The sequence below is a fragment of the Mycobacterium sp. ITM-2016-00316 genome, assembly GCF_002968335.2.
In the GTDB taxonomy this organism is placed as follows: domain Bacteria; phylum Actinomycetota; class Actinomycetes; order Mycobacteriales; family Mycobacteriaceae; genus Mycobacterium.
This window is the reverse complement of sequence record NZ_CP134398.1, coordinates 211,920-234,035: the sequence shown is the minus strand read 5'-3', so window position 1 is coordinate 234,035 and position 22,116 is coordinate 211,920. Positions and strand designations below refer to the sequence as shown.

General features: G+C 68.1%; 20 protein-coding genes. 12 read left to right on the top strand and 8 right to left on the bottom strand.

All coding sequences use genetic code 11. The features are described from left to right. Nucleotides 1–45 precede the first annotated feature (45 nt). The 3 genes from C6A86_RS01080 (at nucleotide 46) to C6A86_RS01070 (ending at nucleotide 3,299) form a co-directional block, all read left to right on the top strand. Nucleotides 46–807, top strand: coding sequence for a class I SAM-dependent methyltransferase (locus C6A86_RS01080; RefSeq protein ID WP_105362791.1), 762 nt, complete (start codon nucleotides 46–48; stop codon nucleotides 805–807). A gap of 47 nt (nucleotides 808–854) precedes the next feature. Further along, nucleotides 855–2,324 carry an aldehyde dehydrogenase gene (locus C6A86_RS01075; protein WP_199196142.1) on the top strand — a complete coding sequence of 490 codons (1,470 nt, stop codon included), beginning with the start codon at nucleotides 855–857 and terminating at the stop codon, nucleotides 2,322–2,324. Nucleotides 2,325–2,495: 171 nt separating this feature from the next. After that, on the top strand, nucleotides 2,496–3,299 hold the full coding sequence (locus C6A86_RS01070) for a transglutaminase family protein (protein WP_105362789.1): 804 nt from the start codon (nucleotides 2,496–2,498) through the stop codon (nucleotides 3,297–3,299). A gap of 77 nt (nucleotides 3,300–3,376) precedes the next feature. On the opposite strand, the gene C6A86_RS01065 is transcribed toward C6A86_RS01070, so the two are convergent. From C6A86_RS01065 to C6A86_RS01055, 3 genes are all read right to left on the bottom strand, one after another. Next, nucleotides 3,377–5,212, bottom strand: coding sequence for an acyl-CoA dehydrogenase (locus C6A86_RS01065; RefSeq protein WP_105362788.1), 1,836 nt, complete (start codon nucleotides 5,210–5,212; stop codon nucleotides 3,377–3,379). A 297-nt stretch (nucleotides 5,213–5,509) separates the two neighbouring features. Then, nucleotides 5,510–6,034 carry a dihydrofolate reductase family protein gene (locus C6A86_RS01060; RefSeq protein WP_105362787.1) on the bottom strand — a complete coding sequence of 175 codons (525 nt, stop codon included), beginning with the start codon at nucleotides 6,032–6,034 and terminating at the stop codon, nucleotides 5,510–5,512. Nucleotide 6,035: 1 nt separating this feature from the next. Next, the gene (locus C6A86_RS01055) at nucleotides 6,036–6,950 is read right to left on the bottom strand and encodes a helix-turn-helix domain-containing protein (protein WP_311100992.1); all 915 of its coding nucleotides are present in this window, start codon (nucleotides 6,948–6,950) and stop codon (nucleotides 6,036–6,038) included. A gap of 79 nt (nucleotides 6,951–7,029) precedes the next feature. Here C6A86_RS01055 and C6A86_RS01050 point away from each other — a divergent pair, with 79 nt between their 5' ends. After that, nucleotides 7,030–8,175: an acyl-CoA dehydrogenase family protein gene (locus tag C6A86_RS01050; RefSeq protein ID WP_105361680.1), complete on the top strand. Its 1,146-nt coding sequence runs from the start codon at nucleotides 7,030–7,032 to the stop codon at nucleotides 8,173–8,175. Then, nucleotides 8,172–9,158 (top strand): acyl-CoA dehydrogenase family protein, encoded by a 987-nt coding sequence (locus tag C6A86_RS01045; RefSeq protein WP_105361679.1) that lies wholly within the window; start codon nucleotides 8,172–8,174, stop codon nucleotides 9,156–9,158. The genes C6A86_RS01050 and C6A86_RS01045 overlap by 4 nt, the downstream gene beginning before the upstream one ends. A gap of 3 nt (nucleotides 9,159–9,161) precedes the next feature. Here the strand turns inward: C6A86_RS01045 and C6A86_RS01040 are convergent, their stop codons facing one another. After that, entirely contained in the window at nucleotides 9,162–10,046 is an 885-nt protein-coding gene (locus C6A86_RS01040; RefSeq protein WP_105361678.1) for an arylamine N-acetyltransferase, read from the bottom strand. A gap of 108 nt (nucleotides 10,047–10,154) precedes the next feature. On the opposite strand from C6A86_RS01040, the gene C6A86_RS01035 reads away from it, so the two are divergent. Genes C6A86_RS01035 through C6A86_RS01025 form a run of 3 tightly spaced genes read left to right on the top strand, consistent with a single transcriptional unit; the run spans nucleotide 10,155 to nucleotide 13,817 of the window. Next, a complete protein-coding gene (locus tag C6A86_RS01035) occupies nucleotides 10,155–10,964 on the top strand; it encodes a 1-acyl-sn-glycerol-3-phosphate acyltransferase (RefSeq protein WP_105361677.1) in 810 nt (269 codons plus the stop codon). After that, on the top strand, nucleotides 10,964–12,628 hold the full coding sequence (gene fadD12, locus C6A86_RS01030; protein ID WP_105361676.1) for an acyl-CoA ligase FadD12: 1,665 nt from the start codon (nucleotides 10,964–10,966) through the stop codon (nucleotides 12,626–12,628). The genes C6A86_RS01035 and fadD12 overlap by 1 nt, the downstream gene beginning before the upstream one ends. Beyond that, on the top strand, nucleotides 12,600–13,817 hold the full coding sequence (locus C6A86_RS01025; RefSeq protein WP_311100991.1) for an alpha/beta hydrolase: 1,218 nt from the start codon (nucleotides 12,600–12,602) through the stop codon (nucleotides 13,815–13,817). Before fadD12 ends, C6A86_RS01025 begins: the two co-directional genes overlap by 29 nt. A gap of 70 nt (nucleotides 13,818–13,887) precedes the next feature. Here C6A86_RS01025 and C6A86_RS01020 read toward each other — a convergent pair whose 3' ends face one another. The 3 genes from C6A86_RS01020 to C6A86_RS01010 all read right to left on the bottom strand — a co-directional run bounded on the left by C6A86_RS01020 (nucleotide 13,888) and on the right by C6A86_RS01010 (nucleotide 17,351). Continuing rightward, complete coding sequence (locus C6A86_RS01020) at nucleotides 13,888–14,640, bottom strand: hypothetical protein (protein WP_142406909.1); 753 nt, start codon at nucleotides 14,638–14,640, stop codon at nucleotides 13,888–13,890. Between the two features lie 42 nt (nucleotides 14,641–14,682). Continuing rightward, complete coding sequence (locus C6A86_RS01015) at nucleotides 14,683–16,038, bottom strand: wax ester/triacylglycerol synthase family O-acyltransferase (RefSeq protein ID WP_396835438.1); 1,356 nt, start codon at nucleotides 16,036–16,038, stop codon at nucleotides 14,683–14,685. Between the two features lie 89 nt (nucleotides 16,039–16,127). After that, nucleotides 16,128–17,351, bottom strand: coding sequence for an alpha/beta hydrolase (locus C6A86_RS01010; protein ID WP_199196094.1), 1,224 nt, complete (start codon nucleotides 17,349–17,351; stop codon nucleotides 16,128–16,130). A 127-nt stretch (nucleotides 17,352–17,478) separates the two neighbouring features. Between C6A86_RS01010 and C6A86_RS01005 the strand changes: the two genes are divergently transcribed. The 3 genes from C6A86_RS01005 (at nucleotide 17,479) to C6A86_RS00995 (ending at nucleotide 21,186) form a co-directional block, all read left to right on the top strand. Continuing rightward, the gene (locus C6A86_RS01005; RefSeq protein ID WP_105362270.1) at nucleotides 17,479–19,647 is read left to right on the top strand and encodes an acyl-CoA dehydrogenase; all 2,169 of its coding nucleotides are present in this window, start codon (nucleotides 17,479–17,481) and stop codon (nucleotides 19,645–19,647) included. A 79-nt stretch (nucleotides 19,648–19,726) separates the two neighbouring features. Beyond that, nucleotides 19,727–20,257: an HD family phosphohydrolase gene (locus tag C6A86_RS01000; RefSeq protein WP_105362265.1), complete on the top strand. Its 531-nt coding sequence runs from the start codon at nucleotides 19,727–19,729 to the stop codon at nucleotides 20,255–20,257. Nucleotides 20,258–20,271: 14 nt separating this feature from the next. Further along, nucleotides 20,272–21,186, top strand: coding sequence for an alpha/beta hydrolase (locus C6A86_RS00995; RefSeq protein WP_233212911.1), 915 nt, complete (start codon nucleotides 20,272–20,274; stop codon nucleotides 21,184–21,186). A 25-nt stretch (nucleotides 21,187–21,211) separates the two neighbouring features. Here C6A86_RS00995 and C6A86_RS00990 read toward each other — a convergent pair whose 3' ends face one another. After that, complete coding sequence (locus tag C6A86_RS00990; RefSeq protein ID WP_105362264.1) at nucleotides 21,212–21,598, bottom strand: heme-binding protein; 387 nt, start codon at nucleotides 21,596–21,598, stop codon at nucleotides 21,212–21,214. A gap of 382 nt (nucleotides 21,599–21,980) precedes the next feature. Here C6A86_RS00990 and C6A86_RS00985 point away from each other — a divergent pair, with 382 nt between their 5' ends. Continuing rightward, nucleotides 21,981–22,115: a hypothetical protein gene (locus C6A86_RS00985; RefSeq protein ID WP_255419424.1), complete on the top strand. Its 135-nt coding sequence runs from the start codon at nucleotides 21,981–21,983 to the stop codon at nucleotides 22,113–22,115. The last annotated feature ends 1 nt before the right edge of the window (nucleotide 22,116 follow it).

Below are 22,116 nucleotides of genomic sequence, written 5' to 3'. Positions count from 1 at the left end.
CCTGGGCGCGCCGGCAGGCCTCGGCGCAACGCCTAGGCTGACCGGGTGCGGCCCACCCGTGACTTCGCCCGCCGAGCCACCCTGAGTCGATCGGTCCGCCTGCTCAGCGCGTTCCGGTACGAACAATCCGACCCCGCCCGGTTCTACGGCGCGCTCGCCGACGACACCGTCGACATGGTCGGAAAGCTGTGGACGGGGCTGCACGCCACCACCCCCGCCGGGCGCACCGCACTGGACGTCGGCGGCGGTCCCGGCTATTTCGCGTCCGCGTTCACCGCCGCCGGGATGCACTACATCGGCGTCGAACCGGACCCCGGCGAAATGCACGCAGGTCCCGCCGGCGAACCGGGTGGCGGGTCTTTCGTCCGGGCATCCGGCACCGCACTGCCGTTCGCCGACGACAGCGTGGACATCTGCCTGTCCTCCAATGTGGCCGAGCATGTGCGCAGCCCCTGGCTGCTGGGCAACGAGATGCTGCGGGTCACCCGGCCCGGCGGCCTGGCGGTGCTGTCCTACACGGTGTGGTTGGGTCCGTTCGGCGGGCACGAGATGGGATTGACGCACTACCTGGGCGGGGCCAGGGCGGCCGACCGGTACGCCCGCAAACACGGGCACCGGCCCAAGAACGACTACGGATCGTCGTTGTTCGCGGTGTCGGCGGCCGACGGGTTGCGTTGGGCCGCCAGCACCGGCGCGCTGGTCGCCGCTTTTCCCCGCTACCACCCTCGATGGGCCTGGTGGATGACGTCGGTGCCGGGCGTGCGGGAATTCACGGTGAGCAATCTGGTGCTGGTCCTGCAGCCCTGAACTGCAACAGGTTCTCGTTTCCCCGGTTTCTGGGTAATGTGACGTCCATGACACAGACGGCGTTCAAAACAACGTGGGACAAGCTGTTCATCGGTGGTCAGTGGGTCGAACCGTCGACCTCGGAGGTCATCGAGGTCTTCTCCCCCGCCACCGAGCAGAAGGTCGGCCAGGTTCCGCTGGCCGCCAAGGCGGATGTGGACGCCGCGTGCGCCGCAGCCCGCAAGGCATTCGACGAGGGCCCGTGGCCGCGGATGTCCCCGAAGGAGCGCGAGGCGGTCCTCGCCAAGGCCGTCGAGCTCATCGAGGCCCGCGCCGAGGAGTTCAAGCATCTGCTCAAGCTGGAGACCGGCCAGCCGCAGACCATCGTCGACATGATGCAGTACGGCGCGGCCATGTCGACGCTGCAGTTCTACGCCACCGGTGCCGACAAGTTCGCGTGGCAGGACATCCGTGACGGCCTCTACGGCCAGACCCTGGTGCTCAAGGAGCCCATCGGTGTGGTCGGCGCCGTCGTGGCCTGGAACGTGCCGTTCTTCCTGGCCGCCAACAAGCTGGGCCCGGCCCTGCTGGCCGGCTGCACCATGGTGCTCAAGCCCGCCGCCGAGACCCCGCTGACCACCAACCTGATGGCCGACGTGTTCGCCGAGGCCGGTCTGCCCGAGGGCGTGCTCTCCGTGGTGCCCGGCGGTGTCGAGACCGGTCGCGCGCTGACCGACAACCCGGCACTGGACAAGTTCACCTTCACCGGGTCGAGCGCGGTCGGCAAGGAGATCGGCAAGATCGCCGCCGAGAAGCTCAAGCCGTGCACGCTGGAACTCGGCGGCAAATCCGCGGCGATCATCCTGGAGGATGCCGACCTGGATTCGACGTTGCCGATGCTGATCTTCTCGGGCCTGATGAACTCCGGGCAGGCCTGTGTCGGCCAGACCCGCATCCTGGCCCCGCGGTCACGCTACGACGAGGTCGTCGAAAAGGTCGCCGCCGCGGCAGCCGGGATGCAGGCCGGCACCCCCGATGACCCCGCCGCCATGATCGGCCCGCTGATCTCGGAGAAGCAGCGTGAGCGCGTCGAGGGTTACATCAAGAAGGGCGTCGACGAGGGCGCGCGCATCGTCACCGGCGGCGGGCGGCCCGAGGGCCTGGACAGCGGCTGGTTCGTGCAGCCCACCGTGTTCGCCGATGTGGACAATTCGATGACCATCGCCCAGGAGGAGATCTTCGGACCCGTCCTGGTGGTCATCCCCTTCGATGACGAGGCCGACGCGGTGCGCATCGCCAACGACTCGGTGTACGGGCTGGCCGGTTCGGTGTACACCACCGACTACGCCAAGGCCATCGAGATCGCCAAGCAGATCCGCACCGGCACATACGGCATCAACATGTATGCCTTCGATGCGGGCGCGCCGTTCGGTGGGTACAAGAACTCCGGCATCGGCCGTGAGTGTGGCCCGGAAGGCATCTCGGGCTACTGCGAATCCAAGAGCGTGCTGCTGCCGTTCGGCTACACCCCGGAGTAGCCACAACCTTTCTGCGCGAGCAGACACAAATGGCCCCAAAACCACCTGGTTTTGGGGCCATTTACGTTGCTCGCGGGAGTCGTTGGGTGGAGGTGCGCTGCGGATCACAGTTTCGTCGATGCGCGCGCCGGGTAGACACGGCCGTCAGACTTACCAGAGAAAGCACCAGCAATGAAACGTGACGTGAGAGCCGAACTCGACGTGGACATCACCGCGCCGACGACCCTAGAATTCCAGATCGCCGTGGCTCCGCACCCTGGTGCCGAGGTAACCGAATCGCTGTCGTTCCTGTTGGACGGCAAGGAGATCCAAGCCCGCGAGATGTCCAGCGCGCATGGCACCCGGATCCATATCTTCGATGCGCCCGAGGGCAACCTCACCGTGGATTATTCGGCCACGGTGATCGGTCACGCCGACCCCGCACCGGTGGCCGATGTCGACCTGTCCACCTACCTGCGGCCCAGCAGGTACGCCGAAGCGGACAAATTCTTCGGTTTCGCCGCAACCGAATTCGGGCAGTACGCCGACTCGGCCACCTTGCTGGAGAAGGTGTCCTCCTGGGTGGGTACCCGGCTGAGTTACGTGCCCGGCTCCAGCGACCCCATCGACGGCGCCGCGGACACCCTGCTGGCCGGCGCGGGGGTGTGCCGCGACTACGCCCACCTGGTGGTGGCGTTGCTCCGCGCGGTGAACGTGCCGGCGCGCTTGGTCGCGGTGTACGCGCCCGGGTGCTCACCGATGGACTTCCACGCCGTCGCCGAGGCCTTCGTCGAAGGGCAGTGGCGGGTGGTCGACGCGACCTGCCTGGCGCCCCGACAGAGCATGGTGCGGATCGCCACGGGACGCGACGCCGCGGACACGGCGTTCCTGGACAACCACAAGGGCTCCATCACCCTCAACAGCGCGACGGTGACCGCGGTCGTCGACGGCGATCTCCCCCAGGATTCGATCGATCAGCTGGTGTCGATCCGCTGAGGCCCGTTCGGCGAAACTCGCGTACCCGGGGTTCCGCTGGCCCGGATCACCCCGGGTACGCGAGTTTCGCCGGAAGATCAGAAGGCCGCCTCGGGCAGGTCCATCGCACCCAGCCGCATCGATTCGATGACGGCCCGATCCGAGGACAGCCGCGGCAGGATGTGCCGGGCGAAGAACTCCGCCGCGCCGACCTTGCCCTCGTAGAAGGCGCGGTCGCGATCGGGTGCGCCCTCGTCGAGCGCATCGAGGGCGATCTCGGCGTGCTCGAGCAACAGCCAGCCGATCAGCAGGTCACCGATCGCCATCAGGAACGGCACCGAGGCCAGTCCGACCCGGTACAGCTCGCGAGGCTCCTGCTGGGAACCGACAAGGTAGCCGATCATCGCACCGGCCATGCCCTGCGCATCGGCCACGGCCGCAGCCAAAGCCGCTCTGCCATCCGCGATCTCGGTTCGCGCGGAGTCCTTGTCCAGGAACGCCTGCACCTGACCGAGCAAGTGTGACAACGCCGCGCCCTGGTCGCGGGCGATCTTGCGGAAGAAGAAGTCCTGCGCCTGGATCGCGGTGGTGCCCTCATACAGCGAGTCGATCTTGGCGTCGCGGATGTACTGCTCGATCGGATAGTCCTGCAGGTAACCCGATCCGCCGAACGTCTGCAGCGAATCGGTGAGGTAACGGTAGGCCCGTTCGGACCCGAAACCCTTGACGATCGGCAGCAACAGATCGTTGACATGTTCGGCCATCCGGGCATCCGCCCCGGACACGATCGCCGCCACGCTCGGGTCCTGGTGAGCCGCGGTGTACAGGTAGAGCGCGCGCAGGCCCTCGGCGTATGCCTTCTGGGTCAGCAGCGAACGGCGCACGTCCGGATGGTGCAGGATCGTCACCCGGGGCGCGGTCTTGTCCGTCATCTGAGTGAGGTCCGCGCCCTGTACGCGGGTCTTGGCGTACTCCAGGGCGTTCAGGTAACCCGTGGACAGCGTCGCGATTGCCTTGGTACCCACCATCATTCGCGCGTACTCGATGACCTTGAACATCTGGGCGATACCGCTGTGCTCATCGCCGACCAACCAGCCGACGGCGGGTGTGCCGTGCTGCCCGAACGTCAGCTCGCAGGTGGCAGACGCCTTGAGCCCCATCTTGTGTTCCAGGTTGGTGACGTAAACCCCGTTACGCTCACCGATCTCACCGGTCTGCGGATCGAAGTGGAACTTCGGCACGAAAAACAGCGACAATCCCTTGGTGCCCGGGCCCGCTCCGGCGGGCCGCGCGAGCACGGCGTGCACGATGTTCTCGTAGACGTCGCCGGTGTCACCGTTGGTGATGAAGCGCTTGACGCCGTCGAGGTGCCACGAGCCATCGGGTTGCTCGACGGCCCTGGTACGTCCCGCACCGACATCGGAGCCGGCATCCGGTTCGGTCAGCACCATGGTGCCGCCCCAGTTGCGTTCGGCCATCAGCGACGCCCAGTGCTTCTGCTGTGCGTTGCCGAGGCCATGGATGATGTCGGCGAGTACCGGCCCGGAGTGGCAGATGTAGGCCGCGGGCTGCGCGCCCAGCGCGAACTCCGCGATTGCCCAGGTGAGCATCGCCGGCGCAGGCAGACCACCGACGGCCTCGTCGAGACCGACCCGGAACCACTCGCCGTCCTGCCATGCCCGCAGCGCGGCCTTGAAAGGTTCTGGGTAGCTGACGGTGTGCGTCGACGGATCGAATGTGGGTGGGTTGCGGTCGGTTTCGGCGAACGCCTCGGCCAACGGTCCTTCGGCCAGCCGGGCGGCTTCGCTGAGCATCTCGCGCACCGAGGCACCATCGAGCTCGCCGAAGTCACCGGTTGCCAGCGCTTTGTCGATGTTCAGCGCCTCGAACAGGTTGAATTCGACGTCGCGGACGTTGGAAATGTAGTGCCCCATGCGGGTGAGAATAATCCCGCAACCGGCCGAGGTTCCACCGATTCGAATAGCTGTGAGTGCCGCCCCGCGTCGGGTGTTCATCAGTTGTTCACCGACGACCTGCGGATACGCCGGAATACCGGATGCCGACCTCGGCGTTCATTCCTTATGCTTGAACCCACAGACAGGAGGGGCACCGATGTTGCTCATCGAGCTCAACGTCGCCGGCCGTCGCTTCACCCGACGGCTGGGTGATCGCCCGCTCCCCGTCGTCCTGCTGAACCGTCTGAACCGGCAGTTCCGGTCGTCGCGCGCCGCTTAACCGGCCTTGCGCCAGCGCGCGCAGACGAATTCACCGTTGCGGTCCACGTCTGTCAGCACCCATTCCGAGCGTATCGGCAGTAGCCGCGCCCCGGCGCCCAGCGTGCAGGGTGCGTAGGTGACCACCATCTCGTCGACGAGGCCGGCCGCGACGAACTGCGCGGCGGTCCGACCGCCGCCGACCACCCAGACATCTCTGTCTCCCGCGGCGGCCAGCAACTCGGCGTGCAGGCCGGCGATGTCGCCGTCGAACGTCTGCACCGGGTGACCGTCCTGCACGATCCCCGGCCTGCTGGTGAGAACCCAGCTGGGCTGGGTGTACATCCACTGGCCCGGTTGGTTTTTCACGATCCACTCGTAGGTCGACGACCCCATGGCCAGCGCCCCGACCTCGGCGACGAAGGCCTCGTAACCGAACGGTCCGTTCGGGTCGAAATCGCGTGTCAGTAGCCAGTCCAGGCTGTCCGCCTCATCGACGATGAATCCGTCCAGCGTGGAAGCGGTGAAGTAGATCGTCTTCATGTCAGTCCCTTCGCATCCATTCGAGTGGGTCGCCACGGTGCACCTGGACTCCATGGCGGATCAGCATGGCGCGCACCACTTCTCGGCGATGCGCCGAGTAGGTGAGGACATGCGCGATGATGCCGTACAGCTGGAAGGACTCGGGCGGATCACACAGCGCGTCGATCACGGTGTCGGTCAGCCGGCCCTGCTCGCCGTAGTCGCGCACCATCGCCGTCCAGCGCGCCGACACCTCGTCGTGGTCGGCGGCCAACCGCGGGGCCGCGCGGATACCGGGGCGGACGGGCTGGTCGCGCCCCTCGATGCTGGCCAGCCAGACCTCCTTGGTCCACACCAGCGCGCCGAGCACCGCCGCGACGCTGGGCTCTTCGCCGTCCCAGTCCAGGATCACCTGCCCCGGTGAAACCGGTTCGTTCCATTGCGTTTCCGACAATCCGGCGGCCGCACCGATGAGCGCCGCGGTATCGGCGATGTCGTGCGCGATCATCAGCAGCGAGATATCGGGGCGCTGCGCATCCCCGGGGCTGTCCAGCCACAACGATTCCGGTGGATGGAAATGCATCCCGTTGGGGGCGGGTAGCCGGAACCCGACATCGGTGGCCTGCGACGGCGGGACCCCGAAGGCGCGCCGGAACGCGCGGGAGAACACCTCCGGCGCCGACCATCCCTCGTCGAGGGCGACCGCGGCCACCCCTTCCCCGCGCTGCAACCGCCACGCCGCCCGCTCCAGCATCACGCGGCGACGCAGCGCGGCAGGCGGTTCGCCGGTGAGCCGGCTGACCTCCCGGGAGAAGTGAAACTCCGAGGCGAAGCTGCTGCGGGCCATACCGGCGACGTCGGTGTTTCCGCTGTCCACCACCGAGTCGAGCAACTCACGGAGCCGATCCCGGCGCGGCCCATTCGGCGGAACACTCACAGCTTCCGAGTATCGCGGCAACCCCCGACCGGCGACATGACATTTCCTGCTGGACCACGGGAACTAGACTCCGGAACCGGTGAGTGAATTCGATGCGCTGTGCGCCAACGACGGTGACCTGGCCGACCTACGCCTGGAGGTTCGGCGGTTCGTGCACGCCGACCGGGAGAGCTTCGGCTGGCAGCCCGAGATCGACTCCTGGCTGACCAGCTGGGACGCCGGTTTCAGCGAACGGCTGGCCGATGCCGGTTTCGTCGGGCTGACCATCCCCACCGAGTACGGCGGTCACGGGCTGGGCTTCCTGCACCGTTACGTCGTGACAGAGGAACTGCTCGGGGCGGGTGCCCCGGTGGCCGCACACTGGTTCGCCGACCGTCAGGTCGCGCCGTCACTGCTGAGCTACGGCAGCGAAGAGCAGCGCAAGCGGCTGCTGCCCGGGATCGCCACCGGCAGCCTGTACTCGGCGATCGGGATGAGCGAACACGGCGCCGGCTCGGACCTGGCCGCGACCGCCACCCGCGCCACCCGCACCGACGGGGGCTGGGTGCTCAACGGCACCAAGGTGTGGACCAGCGGCGGGCACCGCGCCCATTTCGCGATCGTGCTGGCCCGCACCAGCCCGCTGGATCCCGAACACCGGCACGCCGGCTTCAGCCAGTTCATCGTCGCGCTGGATTCCCCCGGCATCACCATCAGCCCGATCATCACGCTCGACGGTCACCACCACTTCAACGAGGTGACCTTCGACGATGTCGCGGTCGGTGACGCCGACGTGCTGGGTGAGGTGGGCGACGGCTGGCATCAGGTGACCGCCGAGCTCGGTTTCGAGCGCAGCGGCCCGGAGCGCATCCTGTCCACCGCGATCCTGATCTTCGGGGTGATCAGGGCGCTCGGCGCCCAGCAGGTCGATGACCGCACCGCCGCGGAGGTCGGCGACCTGATGGGCCGGGTGACGGCGCTGCGGCAGTTGTCGGTGTCGGTGGCCCGGGCACTGTCGGACGGGCAGGACGCGGCGACACGGGCCGCCCTGGTGAAGGACCTGGGGACGCGTTTCGAGCAGCAGTCGGTGGAGTTGTGCGCGGACCTGCTGGACTACGTCGATGACGACGCGGACTTGCGTGCCATCCTCGACACCGCACGCCGGCATTCGCCGATGTTCACGCTGCGCGGCGGGACCAACGAGGTGCTGCGCGGTGTGATCGCCCGCGGCCTGGGAGTGCGATGAGCGAGTTGGATGAGCTGAAGCAGCTGGTCGCTGACATCGGCCGGCGGTCCTATGACGCCCGGTTCGGCAAGCGCCGGCTGCCCGAGGTCTTCGACGCCGACCTGTGGCGCACTCTCGACGAGTCCGGGTTGACCCGGCTGACCACCGAGCAGGGCGCGGGACCGCGTGAGGCCGCCATCGTGCTCGCCGGGCTGGCCCGCCACGGTGCCGCCGTGCCGGTCGCCGAGACCGATCTGCTGGCAGGCTGGCTGGCCGGCGAGGCGGGGCTGGACGTCCCGGCCGGCCCGCTCACGGTGGCGATCGGCGCGGCAGGTGCCGCCCGCGAGGTGCCGTGGCCGTCGGACGCCGCCGTCGTCCTGGCCGCCCGGGAACCCGACGGACTGCACGTCGGCCTGCTCGACGACCCCGAGGTCACCCTCGGGTACAACCTGGCCGGTGAGCCTCGCGGCACGCTGCGGTACGGCACAGACGGGCTGACCCGGCTGGATCCGGCCGCCGATGACGAATTGGTGCGCCGCGGTGCGTGGGCCCGGTGCGTGCAGATCGTCGGTGCCTTCGACTCTGCGCTGGAGCTGACCGTCGCGCATACGTCCGAGCGGGTGCAGTTCGGCCGGGCACTGAGCAAGTTCCAGGCCGTGCAGCACTCACTGGCCGCCATGGCGGGCGAGATCGAACAGGCCAGGGCGGCAACCGACCTGGCCACCGCCGCGGTGGCCGACCACGGGTTCGCCGACGCCAGGTCCGATTACGCGGTGACGATCGCCAAGATCGCCGTCGGCCGCGCCGTCACCCCGGTGACCACCATCGCCCATCAGTTGCACGGCGCCATCGGCGTCACGATCGAGCACCAGTTGTGGTCGGCGACCATGCGGGCACGCAGCTGGTCCGACGAGTTCGGCAGCACCGCGTCCCACGCCCGGCGCCTGGGCCGGCTGGTGCTCGACGCCGCCGACCCGTGGGACGTGCTGATCAGCTCACCGTGATCGTCACGAATCCAGCACCTGACTGACCCGGGCCTCCACGTCACCGAGCCCGCCCAGGTCGATCCCGAACCGCCCGGTGAGCTGGTCGAGCACGTCGGCGGCGGAGTTCAGCCGGATCTTCTCGGTGCCGCCCGCGGCGTGGATGGCGAGGTGGCGGCCGCGCAGATTCCAGCGCGCATCGTCGGTGACCAGGGCGACGGACAGCCCGACGACGAAGCCGGACTTCGGGTAGGTCGAGACGTACCAGCTGCCGACCTCCAGATCGATGAGGCGTCTCGGCTCGTCGGTGAACAGATACAGCGGCTCCCACCGATCGCGGATCTGCGCCTCCAGTCGCAAGGTGCCCGCACCGGCGTCGACGATCCGGTAGGGCTCATGGCGGGTCTGCTGCACCGGCCCGGCTTCCAGGCGGATCGGCGAGGACAGCGTCTGTCCGCCGAATCCGACATCGGCCAGGAACCGCCCGTCGACGCCGGGGACGGTGACCGCCAGCACGTTGTGCGTCATTGCCGGCATCGGCGCATCCCACGCCGCCGGCGGCGATGCATCGAACTCGCCCATCCACACGACTCGTCCGGCCAGCCGGTCCACTCCGAACCCGAGGGCCTCCAGCGCGTAGCCGAACAGCCCGTTCTGTTCGTAGCAGTACCCTCCGCGGCGGCGGTGCACCAGTTTGTCGACCAGGGCGGTCGCGCCGAGGTCGACGACGGGCGTGCCCAGCACCGGGTCCAGAGTCTCGAACGGGATGGACCTGTTGTGCGCGGCGTGCAGAGCGTGCAGGGTGTCCAGTGTCGGTTCCGCCGGGCTGGAGCGCAGCGACCCGGGGATAGTCTGAGCCGGCCCCTGATAGCCGATCCGAGCGAGGTAGGCCGCGATGTCCGGTGTCATGCCCCCATCCTGGGTCCTCAACCTCGGTTCAGGTCAACGGACCTTTGACCGCCTACCGGTTCCATGCGAAACTAGAACACGTTCTAGTTTCAACATCGGAGGCACCCCATGAGCTCGCCCGATATCGATCCCACCGAGATCACCAAGTTCGACCCCAGCCTCACCGAGCGGGTGATGGGGCTGCTGCGGCCGTTCCTGAAGGCGTATCACCGCTCCGAGGTCCGCGGCCTGGAGAACTTCCCCAATGGCGGCGCGCTGGTGGTGTGCAACCACTCCGGTGGCCTGTTCCCCATGGATGTGCCCATTTTCGCGGCCGACTTCTACGAGCGGTTCGGCTACGGGCGCCCGGTGTACACGTTGAGCCACGCCATGCTGATGATCGGCCCCACCGGCGACTTCTTCAAGAAGACCGGCTTCATCCTGGCCAGCCACGAGAACGCCGATGAAGCGCTGCGCTCCGGCGGAGTCGTGGTGGTGTTCCCCGGCGGTGACTACGACGTCTACCGTCCCAGCAGCGAGGCCAACACGATCGACTTCGACGGCCGGCAGGGCTATGTGCGCGCGGCCATCAACGCCGGGGTGCCCATCGTGCCGATGGTCGGCATCGGCGGGCAGGAAACCCAGCTCTACCTGTCCCGCGGCACCTGGCTGGCCAAGCGGCTCGGCCCGATCGCCCGGCTGGCCCGCACCAAGATCGTCCCGCTGTCCTTCGGTTTCCCGTTCGGGCTGTCGGCCGTCGTGCCGATGAACGTGCCGCTGCCCGCCAAGATCGTCATGCAGGTACTCCCGCCGGTCGACATCGAGGCCCAGTTCGGTGAGACACCCGATATCGACGAGGTCGATGCCCATGTCCGTCGCGTCATGCAGCGCGCTCTCGACGAATTGGCCGCCGAACGCCGCCTGCCGGTGATCGGCTGATGGGGCTGTTCGACAAGGTCACCGATACCGCCGGCCTGATCGGAACCATGGTGCGCGCCGGTGTCATCGCGCCGCTGCGGCCCGACAAGTATCTGCGCATCGGGGCCGCGATGGCCCGCGAAAACATGGGCATCACTTCGGGATTCGCCAGCGCCGCCCAGCGCTGCGGTGACCGGATCGGGCTCATCGACGAGCTCGGGGCACTGACGTGGCGTGAGATCGACCAGCGCGCCGACGCTTTGGCCGCCGGGCTGCAAAAACTGACGGCCGGCGAGCACCACCCTCATGTCGCCGCCGGGGTGGCTCCGCCGGTGGTGGGCATCATGGCCCGCAACCACCGCGGTTTCATCGAGGCGCTGATCGCGGCCAACCGCATCGGTGCCGACGTGCTGTTGCTGAACACGTCCTTCGCCGGGCCGGCACTGGCCGAGGTGTGGGAACGGGAATCGGCCGGACGTACCGGTGCGGTCATCTACGACGAGGAGTTCACCCCGACCCTCGACCGCGCCCTGGCCGACGCGCCCGGGGTGGCCCGCATCGTGGCCTGGACCGACACCGCACCGACCGGACCGACCGTCGCGCACCTGATCACCGAGCACGCCGGGCAGCAACCCCGGCGGGCCAAGGAGAAGTCCAAGGTCATCCTGCTGACCTCGGGGACCACCGGAACACCCAAGGGCGCCAAGCATTCCGGCGGTGGACCTGAGGTCCTCAAGGCGATCCTGGACCGCACCCCGTGGCACACCGAGGAGCCGGTGGTCGTCGCCGCGCCGATGTTCCACGCCTGGGGGTTCTCCCAACTGGCCTTCGCCGCCTCGATGGCGTGCACCATCATCACCCGGCGCAAGTTCGACCCGGAGGCCACACTCGCGCTGGTGGACACCCACCGGGCCACCGGATTGTGTGTGGTGCCGGTGATGTTCGACCGCATCGTCGAGTTGCCCGACGAGATCCGCAACCGCTACAGCGGGCGCACCCTGCGCTTCGCCGCGGCGTCCGGGTCCCGGATGCGTCCCGATGTCGTCATCAAGTTCATGGATCAGTTCGGCGATGTCATCTACAACAATTACAACGCCACCGAGGCCGGCATGATCGCCACCGCGACGCCGACCGATCTGCGCGCCGCGCCCGACACGGCCGGAAAACCGGCCGAGGGCACCGAGATCCGGATCCTGGACGACGAGCTGCGGGTGCTGCCGCCCGGCGAGACGGGCACCATCTACGTGCGCAACTCGACCCAGTTCGACGGGTACACCTCGGGCAGGACCAAGGACTTCCACGACGGGTTCATGAACTCCGGTGACGTCGGCTACCTGGACGCCAACGGCCGGCTGTTCGTGGTGGGCCGCGATGACGAGATGATCGTCTCCGGGGGAGAGAACGTCTACCCCATCGAGGTGGAGAAGACGCTGGTGGCCCACGATGCGGTGGCCGAGGCCGCCGTCATCGGGGTCGACGACGAACAGTTCGGTCAGCGACTCGTCGCCTTCGTGGTGCTGCGCGACGCGGGAGAACCTGTGACCGCCGATGTTTTGAAGCGGTACGTCCGGGACAATCTGGCCAACTACAAGGTGCCGCGAGACATCACCATTCTGGATGAATTGCCGCGCAACAGCACCGGAAAGATCCTGCGCAGTGAACTCGCACAACGCACCACGGGGTAAGCCCAGGCCGCTGCTGGGAGCCCTGGCCGAACTGGCCAATGCCGCCAACGCGGTGCGCCCGTTGGGCCGCAAGGGCTACAGCACCGTGGCGACGTTCGCGTTCGGCTGGCCGACATCGGAGAACGCCCCGCTGCTGTTCACCGGCTCGGTGCTGGACGTGATCCGGCGGGCGCTGCTGGGGCACTACCGCACCCGCAACGGCCGGATCTCCCTGGCGCCCAAGGTCCTCACCTGGGGGCTGCTGGCGTTGTTGCAGCGCCGCGAGGTGGAGTCGAAGCGGTACTTCGAGGATCCGCTGAAGGCGGCCCTCGGTGCGGACTACCGGGAGGCCGAGGAACCCGAACGGCGTCCGCGCGGCGTCTTCGGAACGGGATGGTCCCGGCGGCGCTACGTGCACAAGACGGCACGCTACGGCCCGCACGGCCCCAATCTCGCGGACATCTGGATGCGGCCCGATCTGCCCAAGGACGGGAAAGCCCCGGTGCTGCTGCAGATCCCCGGCGGCGCGTGGATGATCGGGATGCGCCGCCCGCAGGCCTACCCGATGCTGAGCCGGCTGGCCGAGCGCGGCTGGATCTGTGTGTCGATCGGGTACCGGATCAGTCCGAGATACACCTGGCCCGACCACATCGTGGACGTCAAGCAGGCGATCGCCTGGGTGAAGGCGAACATCGCGGACTACGGCGGCGATGCCGAAAACATCTATCTCACCGGCGGTTCGGCCGGCGGGCACCTCACGGCGCTGGCCGCGCTCACCCCGAACGACCCCAAATGGCAGCCCGGTTTCGAAGACGCCGACACCTCGGTGGCTGCGGCGGTGCCGATCTACGGCCGATACGACTGGTTCACCGATACCGGCAACGGCAGGCCCGAATTCATCAAGATCCTGGAGAAGTTCATCGTCAAGTTGCCGTTCGACGACCACCCGCAGGCGTACCTGGACGCCTCACCGATCACCCTGGTGCACGCCGACGCGCCGCCGTTCTTTGTGCTGCACGGCGAGGACGATTCGGTGATCCCGGTGCGCGAGGGCCGCGAGTTCGTCGATGCGCTCAAGAGCGTCTCGAAGGCGCCGGTCATCTACGCCGAGATTCCACACGCCCAGCACGCGTTCGACTTCTTCGGCTCGGCACACGGGCACAACACCGCCGCCGCCGTGGAGCGCTTCCTGAACTGGGTGCGCGGCTGACCTACCCTGCCGAATGGCCAGTTGTCACACGCATTTTCACCTTCAGCGTGTCACAACTGGCCACTGGGCGTCAGCACAGCGGCGTGTGCCGGCAGACGGCGTCCGGCGGCGGCGGTAACTGCGGGCGCGGAAGCTGCGGTGGCGGTGGCAGCCGGGGCGGCGGTGGCAGTCGCGGCCCGCGCTGACCCCCGTCCCCGCCATTGCCGCTCACCGGAGGTGGGGCAGGCGCGGGCTCGGCCGGTGCCGGGGGCAGGGCCGGAGGCAACTGGGACGGTGGCGGCGCGGGCCCGGTGGCCGAGGGCAGCGCGGACATCGCCCAGATCGCGATCGGCTGCGGGTCCAGCATGTAGTTCGCGGGAGCGGCGGTGAGTTGCAACTGCGTCGGCAAGACACCGGGCTTGACGTGGAAGAACACCCAGCCCGTCACGTCGCCGATCACCCGCGCGGGTAACGGGCGCGACGCGAGGACGACCGGCCTCGACGGGGGGACCTGTTCTCCGCCGCTGACCAGCAGCCGGAAGCCGCCGTTCGGGCCCGTCGCGTCGATGGGGGCGGACACATCGGCGAAGGAGACCTCGATGCCGAGCTCCAGTTCGTCTCCGGTGTTCTGACGGACCAGGGCCATGGTGTCCGCCCGCGGTGTGACGGTGGCCCCCTTCGCCGTCAGCGGCGCCCCCAACAGCGCCGTACCGGGAAGAATCGACACCTCGGAGTGCTCGGCGCTGGAACTCACCGGGTCCGACGAGTTCGCCGAGTGGGGAGCCGGCCCGTAGGAGCAGCCGGCCACCACGACGACCGCGGCCACAGCACCCAGGACTTTCATGCCGTCATTCTCGCCCATACCCGGCGCCGCGGCGCAGGCATGTCACGTCAGCGCGGCCTCGATGACCGTCAGCTCCTCGGAAATCCCTGCCGCATGCCGGATCTCGCGCAGCTCCTGGACCATCGCCTCGGTCACCTCATGCGGGTCCTTGACCGTGTCGGTGTCGGAGATGACCGAGATGTTCAGCTGGTCCACATAGCTCCAGACCGTGATGTTCAACCCGCTGGCCGCGGTCAGCGGCCCGACCGAGTAGATCTCGGTGACCGTGGCACCGCCGACCTTGCCCTGTTCCCGCGGGCCGGGCACGTTGGAGATGTTCAGGTTGAGCACCTTGTTCTGCCCGTCCTTGTCCGACAACCGGCGGAACAGCGCCTCGACGGCGGCCGGGGGCATATAGGAAGCCCAGCGGGCCACCAGCTCGGGCCCGATCAGCTGGCTGCTCTCCTTGGCCAGCGATGCCGCCGCACTGGCCTGACGGACCCGCTCCAGGACGTCGGGTTCGTCGACCGGCAGCGCCATCAACACACCGGTGAACCGGTTGCCCGAGATGCGATCGGGTGAGAAGTCGAAGCTCATCGGCACCGAGGCCAGCAGCGGATGGTCGGCCTTGCCCTCGTACTGCAGTTGCAGTTTGCGCAGCGCACCGGAGGACATCGCCAGCACCATGTCATTGATGGTGGCGCCCAACTGTTTTCCGGTCGACTTCACATCGGCCAGCGCAAGCGAGGCCGTCGCGAACCGGCGTCCGGGGGTGAGCACATGATTCATGAAGCTCGGCGGCGGGGTGAACGGTCTGGTCAGTTCCGGGCCGAACTTGTGCTGGCTGCGACGCACCCGGGCGACACCGCCCGCGGTGTACTTGACCAGACCCGGGATCCGGCCGATCTGGCGCAGGTGGTCGGTGAAGGCGGAGCGGACCAGCTCGGACTTCGACGGGTCGGGATCGGTCGCGTAGGAATCGCGTTCCCGTTGCGGCCCGCCCTGCAGGTCCATCCCGCGGGCGAGCAGGTTGGCCGATGCCACACCGTCGGCCAGTGCGTGGTGGATCTTGCCGACCACGGCGATCCGGTCGTCGGCGAGACCTTCGACGAAGTACATCTCCCACAACGGCCGGCTGCGATCCAGCGGGGTGCTGGCGATCTCACCGATGGCTTCGTCGAGTTCGCGGCGGCCGCCGGGAGCGGCTACCCGCCAGGGGCGGACGTGGTATTCCAGGTCGACATCGGTGTTCTCCCGCCACATCGGGTGGTGGAACTTGAACGGGATGTCGACGAGCTGGTAGCGGAACGGATCCAGCTTGTGCAGCCTGCCGTGCAGCACCTTGCGGAAGTCCTCCACGCCGAAGGTACGGTCACCGAGCCCGTGCAGGTCGATGATCGCGATCTTCAAGGTGTGCATGTGCACGTTGGGCGCTTCCGTGTACAGCAGGAACGCATCCCAACCGCTGAGCCTTTTCACCGGCTAATTCCTCCCCTGCCTGGAGGAGTCTATATAACCGCCTTGGCCTTGCGCGCCGTCGAGTTTCGGTGGATCTGGTTGAGGAACAGTCCGATTGCCTTCGCCATCGCGCCGGTACGCGCGCCGTCGGTCATGTCGAATCCGTGGCCCGCGCCGGGGAACTCGACGTAGCTGACCGGCCCGGCCGAGGTGGTTTCGAGACGATCGACGAAACTCCGCGCCTGGGCGACCGGGATCACGGTGTCCCCGGACCCGTGGATGACCAGGAACGGCGGCGCGTCGCGGTGCACCCTGGCGATCGGGGAGGCCTTCCGGAAGATCTCCGGATGGCGGGTGATCGTGCGGCCGACGACGACGCGTTCCAGGAAGTCCACGAAGCGGTCCCGTTCGACCGTGGAGCGGTCCTCCCAGTCGTAACGACCGTAGATGCCCACCACGGCGTCCACCGAGGTGTCCGCATCATCGGGCAGATCGCCCTGCAGTTCGGGATCGTTCGGCGTCAGCCCGGCCAGTGCGGCCAGGTGACCACCGGCGGAGCAGCCCGCGACGGCCACGAAGTTGCGGTCCCCGCCGAACTTGTCGACATTGGCCCGGGCCCACGCGATCGCCGCTTTCACATCGGTCATGTGGCGCGGCCAGCGGTGGTGCGGCGCCACCCGGTAGTCGATGGACAGGCAGACCCAGCCCTGTTCGGCCAGGTGCGACAACATGGCATACCCCTGCAGCATCCGGCTGCCGTGCACCCAGGCGCCGCCCGGGACGAACAGCAGCACCGGCGCGGGCTCGCTGGGCAGTTCGGCGGGGCGCCACACGTCCAGCAGTTGCATCGGGTGGTCGCCGTAGCGCACCGAGGTGCGGCGCACGTTGCGCCGGTATTCCATCGTGTTCCACAGTGGCGGGAGCTGTTCGGGCGCAGGCCAGTCCCCGGCCAGGTCGGCGGCGGTGACCACGCTGCGTAACCCGTCCTTGGCGACCGTCACCGTCTGATCCCGTTCGGCCTTGCGCACCGCGCCGTTGCCGGGCGCGAACCAGGCCTTGGCCGTCGAAGACATCATCTCGGGGAACTGACGGAAACCCCACACCCCCATCGCGGCCAGGCCACCGAGTGGCTCAAGCTGCTTACCGATCACCGGCAGCGAAGCCGAGGCAACCGATAGAGCGAGCATACGATCGGCATGATTGGCCTTCAGCAACCATCGTGCACGGCTCATCAACGTCGGTCCGGGGTACCGGGTGTCCGGTGTGGCCGTCATGGCGCGAGCGTACCCGCGCAGGCCCATTCCTAAGCAGACATTCTCGGCAATCTGTCTACACGATGGTCAAATTGTGACCCGCATCACTTATGGCCGCGCCGGTGCGGCCGGTAACTTCATTCTCATCATGAGCATGTCTGCGCTGGCCATCACCGAAGAACATCAGGATCTCGCGGCCTCGGCCATCGGGCGACTCCAGCGGTCCGGCAGCCGCGCCGCCGCCCGCGCCACCCTCGATCAGCCCGGCAGCTATTCGCGCGAAATCTGGTCCGCGGGAGCAGAACTGGGCTGGAATGGGCTGGCGATCGCCGAGAAATTCGGCGGATCGGGTTTCGGCTTGCCCGAGCTGGCGATCATCGCCGAGATCACCGGCCGCGAGCTGACCCCGGGCCCGTTTCTGCCGACCGTGGCAGCGGCCCTGGTGATCGACCGGTGTGCTCCGGATTCCGTTCGGGCCCAACTGCTTCCGGGCCTTGCCGATGGCAGCACCGTGGCCGCGCTCGGCCTCAACGGACTGGTGTGCATGGAGTCCGATCTGACCGCCATCGCCCAGTGGCCGGCGGTACCGGGCGCTCCGGACGCCGATGTGCTGGTGCTGGCCGCCGGCGCGGACCTCCTCGTGGTGGACGCGGCTGCCGACGGCGTCACCGTCACCGCGCTGCCGTCCCTGGACACCACCCGGTCGATCGGCTCGGTGTCGATGCGCGGGGCCGCGATTCCCGCCGACCGGGTGCTGCGCGGAGCCGCCCGGCACGCCCGCACCGTCTTCCGCATCCTGGCCGCGGCGGAATCCGTCGGCATCAGTTGGGCCAGCCTGGACATGGCGGTCGAGTACGCGAAGGTCCGTGAACAGTTCGGCCGCACCATCGGCACCTTCCAGGCCGTCAAGCACCATGCCGCGAACATGCTCGTCGACGCCGAACAGACCACCGCGGCGACCTGGGCGGCCGCCCGCGCCGGCGACCTCGACGCGGCGTGGCTGCCGGCGGCGACGGCCGCGGCGCACGCCATCCGGGCGCAGGTCTTCAATGCGCAGAACAACATTCAGCTACACGGCGGCATCGGATTCACCTGGGAGCACGATGCCCACCTGTACCTGCGCCGAGCGCGCACGCTGTCTGCCCTGCTCGCCGACGGCAACGATCCGCTGGCCGATCTCGTCGACGCGCAGCGTGCCGGGCAGACCCACGGGGTGGCCTTCAGCGTGCCCGCGGAGGCCGAGCAGTACCGTGCGGCCGCCGCGGAGGCCGCCGCCACGGTCCGCACCCTGCCCGAGGCCGAGCAGCGTGACTTCCTGGTCGACTCCGGCTATCTGGTGGCGCATTGGCCGAAGCCGTGGGGCCGGGGAGCGGACGTGCTGGAACAGCTGGTCATCGAGGAGGAGTTCCGCGATACAGACATTCCGGACATGGGCATCACCGGATGGGTGACCCTGACCATCGTCCAGGCCGGCACCGACGATCAGCGCGAGCGCTGGGTGGAGCCGGTACTGCGCGGGCAGTCGATGTGGTGTCAGCTGTTCTCCGAGCCCGAGGCGGGTTCGGATGCGGCCGCGGTGCGGACATCGGCCAAACGTGTCGACGGCGGCTGGAAGGTGACCGGCCAGAAGGTGTGGACCAGCCTGGCTCAGCACTGTCAGTGGGGCCTGGCGACCGTGCGCACCGATCCCGAGGCACCCAAGCATGCCGGTGTCACGATGATGGCGATTGATATGAAAGCACCTGGTGTGCAGGTCAACCCGCTGCGCGGCATCACCGGCGACGCCCATTTCAACGAGGTGTTCTTCGATGACGTCTTCGTCCCCGACGCCGATGTGGTCGGCGACGTGAACAAGGGCTGGCTGGTCGCCCGCGCCACACTGGGCAATGAGCGCATCTCGATCGGCGGTGGATCGGGCGCCCCGACCGGCTTCACTGCCGCCGATGTGGTCGCACTGCTGGATCAGGCGCCGCCCGCGGTGGCGGCAGCGCATGTGCACGAGGCCGGGCGGGTGATCGCCGAGACCCTGACGCTGCCGATGCTCAACCTGCGCCGGGTCAGCCGGGCGATCGCGGGAGCCGAACCGGGCCCGGAGGGCAATGTGACCAAACTGCTGGTGGCCGAGCAGTCGCAGCTACTGACCGAACTGGGCATGGCGCTGGCCGGGGTGTCGGCCGTCACCGGCCGCAACGACGCACTGGCCCGGACATACCTGGGCAACCGCGCCATGACGATCGCCGGCGGGACCTCGGAGATCACCCGCAACACCATCGCGGAGCGAATCCTCGGGCTGCCGCGCGATCCGCTGCTCAAATAGCGCCGAGGAGAACAACATTCGGTGAACACTCGATGGCGACCCGAGCGCGGACGGCGCGGCCATGCTTATACCTGACGTCATGTCCGAGCACACCGATCTGGCCGATATCCTGCTCTCGCTGCGCGGCGTATGGGACGAGGCCGCCGTCGACGAACTCGACCATGCGCTGCAGTCAGCCGCCCGCGCGATCGATGACGGGGCCGACGACGAGCTGGTGCTGGCCGCTGCACTGCACGACATCGCGCACAGCCCGCTGCTGCCCGCGGGCGCGGCGCATGACCTGCTGGCGCGGGAATGGCTGACACCCCGGTACGGGGAACGGGTGGGCTGGCTGGCCGGCGCCCATGTGGCCGCGAAACGCTATCTGGCGGCCACGGTGCCCGGCTACCAGCTCAGCGCCACATCCGAACAGTCGCTGCTGCATCAGGGCGGAGCGGCCGCCGATCCTGCCTTCGTCGGTCATCCGTGGTGGCCGGATGCGTTGCGGCTGAGGCACTACGACGACGCAGCCAAGGCCCCCGGTGCCCCAGGCGCCACCGTCGAACAGGTACTGGAGATCGCGCGACGGGTGGCCGGCACGCGAGATACCGATCCGGACGGCGCACGGTAAGCAATACTGTCGAGGTGTCGACAACCGCCGCCTTCCACCGGGACCTCGCCCGCTTCGCCCGCTTCCTGCCACGCAAGATCGTCACTCCGACGAGTCTTGCTCTGCTGCAGCGAATGACCGCGCTGACCGACCGTCGCGTCCCGCACGGTGTCGAGGCGCTCACCCTGACCTCGGGTGTCGGAGTACGGCTGTACCGGCCGACCGGGGTGAGTTCTCCCGGTCCGGCGTTGCTGTGGATTCACGGCGGCGGATATGTGATCGGCAGCGCCTCCCAGGACGACGTGCTGTGCCGCCGCTTCGCGTCCACGCTCGGCGTGACGGTGGCCTCGGTGGAGTACCGGCTGGCCCCCCAGCATCCGTATCCGGCCGGTCTGGAGGACTGCTATGCGGCCCTGACCTGGCTGGCGGGGTTGCCCGCAGTCGACACGGGGCGGGTCGCGATCGGGGGCGCCAGCGCCGGCGGCGGTCTGGCCGCTGCACTCGCGCTGCTGGCCCGTGACCGGGGCGAGGTGCCGCTGGCGGCGCAGCTGCTCGTCTACCCGATGCTCGATGACCGCTCGGTGGGCCCGCAGTTCGACGACCCGGGGCATCGGTTGTGGACACAGGAAAGCAATCGTTTTGGCTGGTCGGCCTATCTGGGCGAGGCCGACCCTGAGGTCGCGGTGCCGGCCCGTCGCGACGATCTGAGCGGGTTGCCCCCGGCCTGGGTCGGCGTGGGCACCCTGGATCTGTTTCACGACGAGGACCTCGCCTACGCCCAGCGGTTGCGCGCGGCGGGTGTGCCGTGTGATGTCGAGGTCGTCCAGGGGGCTTTTCACGGATTCGACGGCGTCGCGCCGAAAACCGCGGTGTCGCGCGCCTTCTTCGACAGCCAGTGCGCCGCGCTGCGGCGGGCGTTCACCGGCGAACCGGTCCCGTCACCCGCGTAGGCGGATGACGGGAGCTCCGATTCTGCTAGCCGGCCATGAATTCCGAGTAGGCCGATGCCAGTTCGGGCGACAGCAACGCGACGTTGCACTCCCGCTGGGTGTCCCCGATCGGCGCCAGGATCCCGCGCAGCTCGTAGTACTCCTGCGAGTTCGCGGTGAAGTACGCCCGGATATTGGCCGATGCCTCGGCACGCGGCTGCGTGCGCGCCGCCTGGACCACCTGATTGGCGCCCGGGTGGGCACTCAGGTAGGCGCTCGCGGCGCCGGTCACCGAGCTGACGGTGCCGGCCACGGCGTCAGGATTGCAGTTCGGGGCGGCCGAAGCGGTCGGCGCAGCTATCAGTGCGGCAGCGGCCGCACCCAGCAGACTGCTCGCGGCGACCCGGCGCATGCTTGTGTTCTTCAGCTTCATGATTGATTGGTGTCCTTCGTGTTCTGATCTTTTGTATGCCTCGTTCTAGACATCCCAGGCTTACGGTCCCAGACCCGAAAACAACGGTACGCGTGTCTTGTTGGTGCCCCGTGCGGCCGAATGCCAAACGTCGGCCCGTGGCAGCCGGTGTTACATCATCCGAACGTGAGTTCGGTCGCATTCACGCCGGTTTCGGACCTGTGTTCGCAGGATTGCCGGCATTTTCTTATGTCAACCGGCAAACACTTAATTGATCGTGATCTCCCACTGTGACCGGATTGTTATCCGGCCGCGCCGCCGGACCGCCATTCGCCGGAGTTTTCGGCGCGCTGCCGGTGGGTAGCCAGCCCAGGCATTCGTCACACCGTCAGAAAGGGAGCCGATGCCTCGCGGTAAAGGTATGTACGTCGACGACGATTCCGGTGACGACTCCCGGCCGAAGGTGGACGAGTCCGATGTCGACGAGCAGACACCGGATGTGCACAAGCCCGAACCCGGCTCCGAACCACCGGACTGAC

What these genes read in the sequence shown, in the direction of transcription:
- C6A86_RS01045 (WP_105361679.1), top strand. Translation starts at nt 8,172, where the DNA reads ATGAGCGAGTTGGATGAGCTGAAGCAGCTGGTCGCTGACATCGGCCGG.
- C6A86_RS01075 (WP_199196142.1), top strand. Translation starts at nt 855, where the DNA reads ATGACACAGACGGCGTTCAAAACAACGTGGGACAAGCTGTTCATCGGT.
- C6A86_RS01040 (WP_105361678.1), bottom strand. Translation starts at nt 10,046, where the DNA reads ATGACACCGGACATCGCGGCCTACCTCGCTCGGATCGGCTATCAGGGG.
- C6A86_RS00990 (WP_105362264.1), bottom strand. Translation starts at nt 21,598, where the DNA reads ATGAAGCTGAAGAACACAAGCATGCGCCGGGTCGCCGCGAGCAGTCTG.
- C6A86_RS01020 (WP_142406909.1), bottom strand. Translation starts at nt 14,640, where the DNA reads ATGAAAGTCCTGGGTGCTGTGGCCGCGGTCGTCGTGGTGGCCGGCTGC.
- C6A86_RS01060 (WP_105362787.1), bottom strand. Translation starts at nt 6,034, where the DNA reads ATGAAGACGATCTACTTCACCGCTTCCACGCTGGACGGATTCATCGTC.
- C6A86_RS01065 (WP_105362788.1), bottom strand. Translation starts at nt 5,212, where the DNA reads ATGGGGCACTACATTTCCAACGTCCGCGACGTCGAATTCAACCTGTTC.
- C6A86_RS01010 (WP_199196094.1), bottom strand. Translation starts at nt 17,351, where the DNA reads ATGACGGCCACACCGGACACCCGGTACCCCGGACCGACGTTGATGAGC.
- C6A86_RS01000 (WP_105362265.1), top strand. Translation starts at nt 19,727, where the DNA reads ATGTCCGAGCACACCGATCTGGCCGATATCCTGCTCTCGCTGCGCGGC.
- C6A86_RS01070 (WP_105362789.1), top strand. Translation starts at nt 2,496, where the DNA reads ATGAAACGTGACGTGAGAGCCGAACTCGACGTGGACATCACCGCGCCG.
- C6A86_RS00985 (WP_255419424.1), top strand. Translation starts at nt 21,981, where the DNA reads ATGCCTCGCGGTAAAGGTATGTACGTCGACGACGATTCCGGTGACGAC.
- C6A86_RS01035 (WP_105361677.1), top strand. Translation starts at nt 10,155, where the DNA reads ATGAGCTCGCCCGATATCGATCCCACCGAGATCACCAAGTTCGACCCC.
- C6A86_RS01015 (WP_396835438.1), bottom strand. Translation starts at nt 16,038, where the DNA reads ATGCACACCTTGAAGATCGCGATCATCGACCTGCACGGGCTCGGTGAC.
- C6A86_RS01005 (WP_105362270.1), top strand. Translation starts at nt 17,479, where the DNA reads ATGAGCATGTCTGCGCTGGCCATCACCGAAGAACATCAGGATCTCGCG.
- fadD12 (WP_105361676.1), top strand. Translation starts at nt 10,964, where the DNA reads ATGGGGCTGTTCGACAAGGTCACCGATACCGCCGGCCTGATCGGAACC.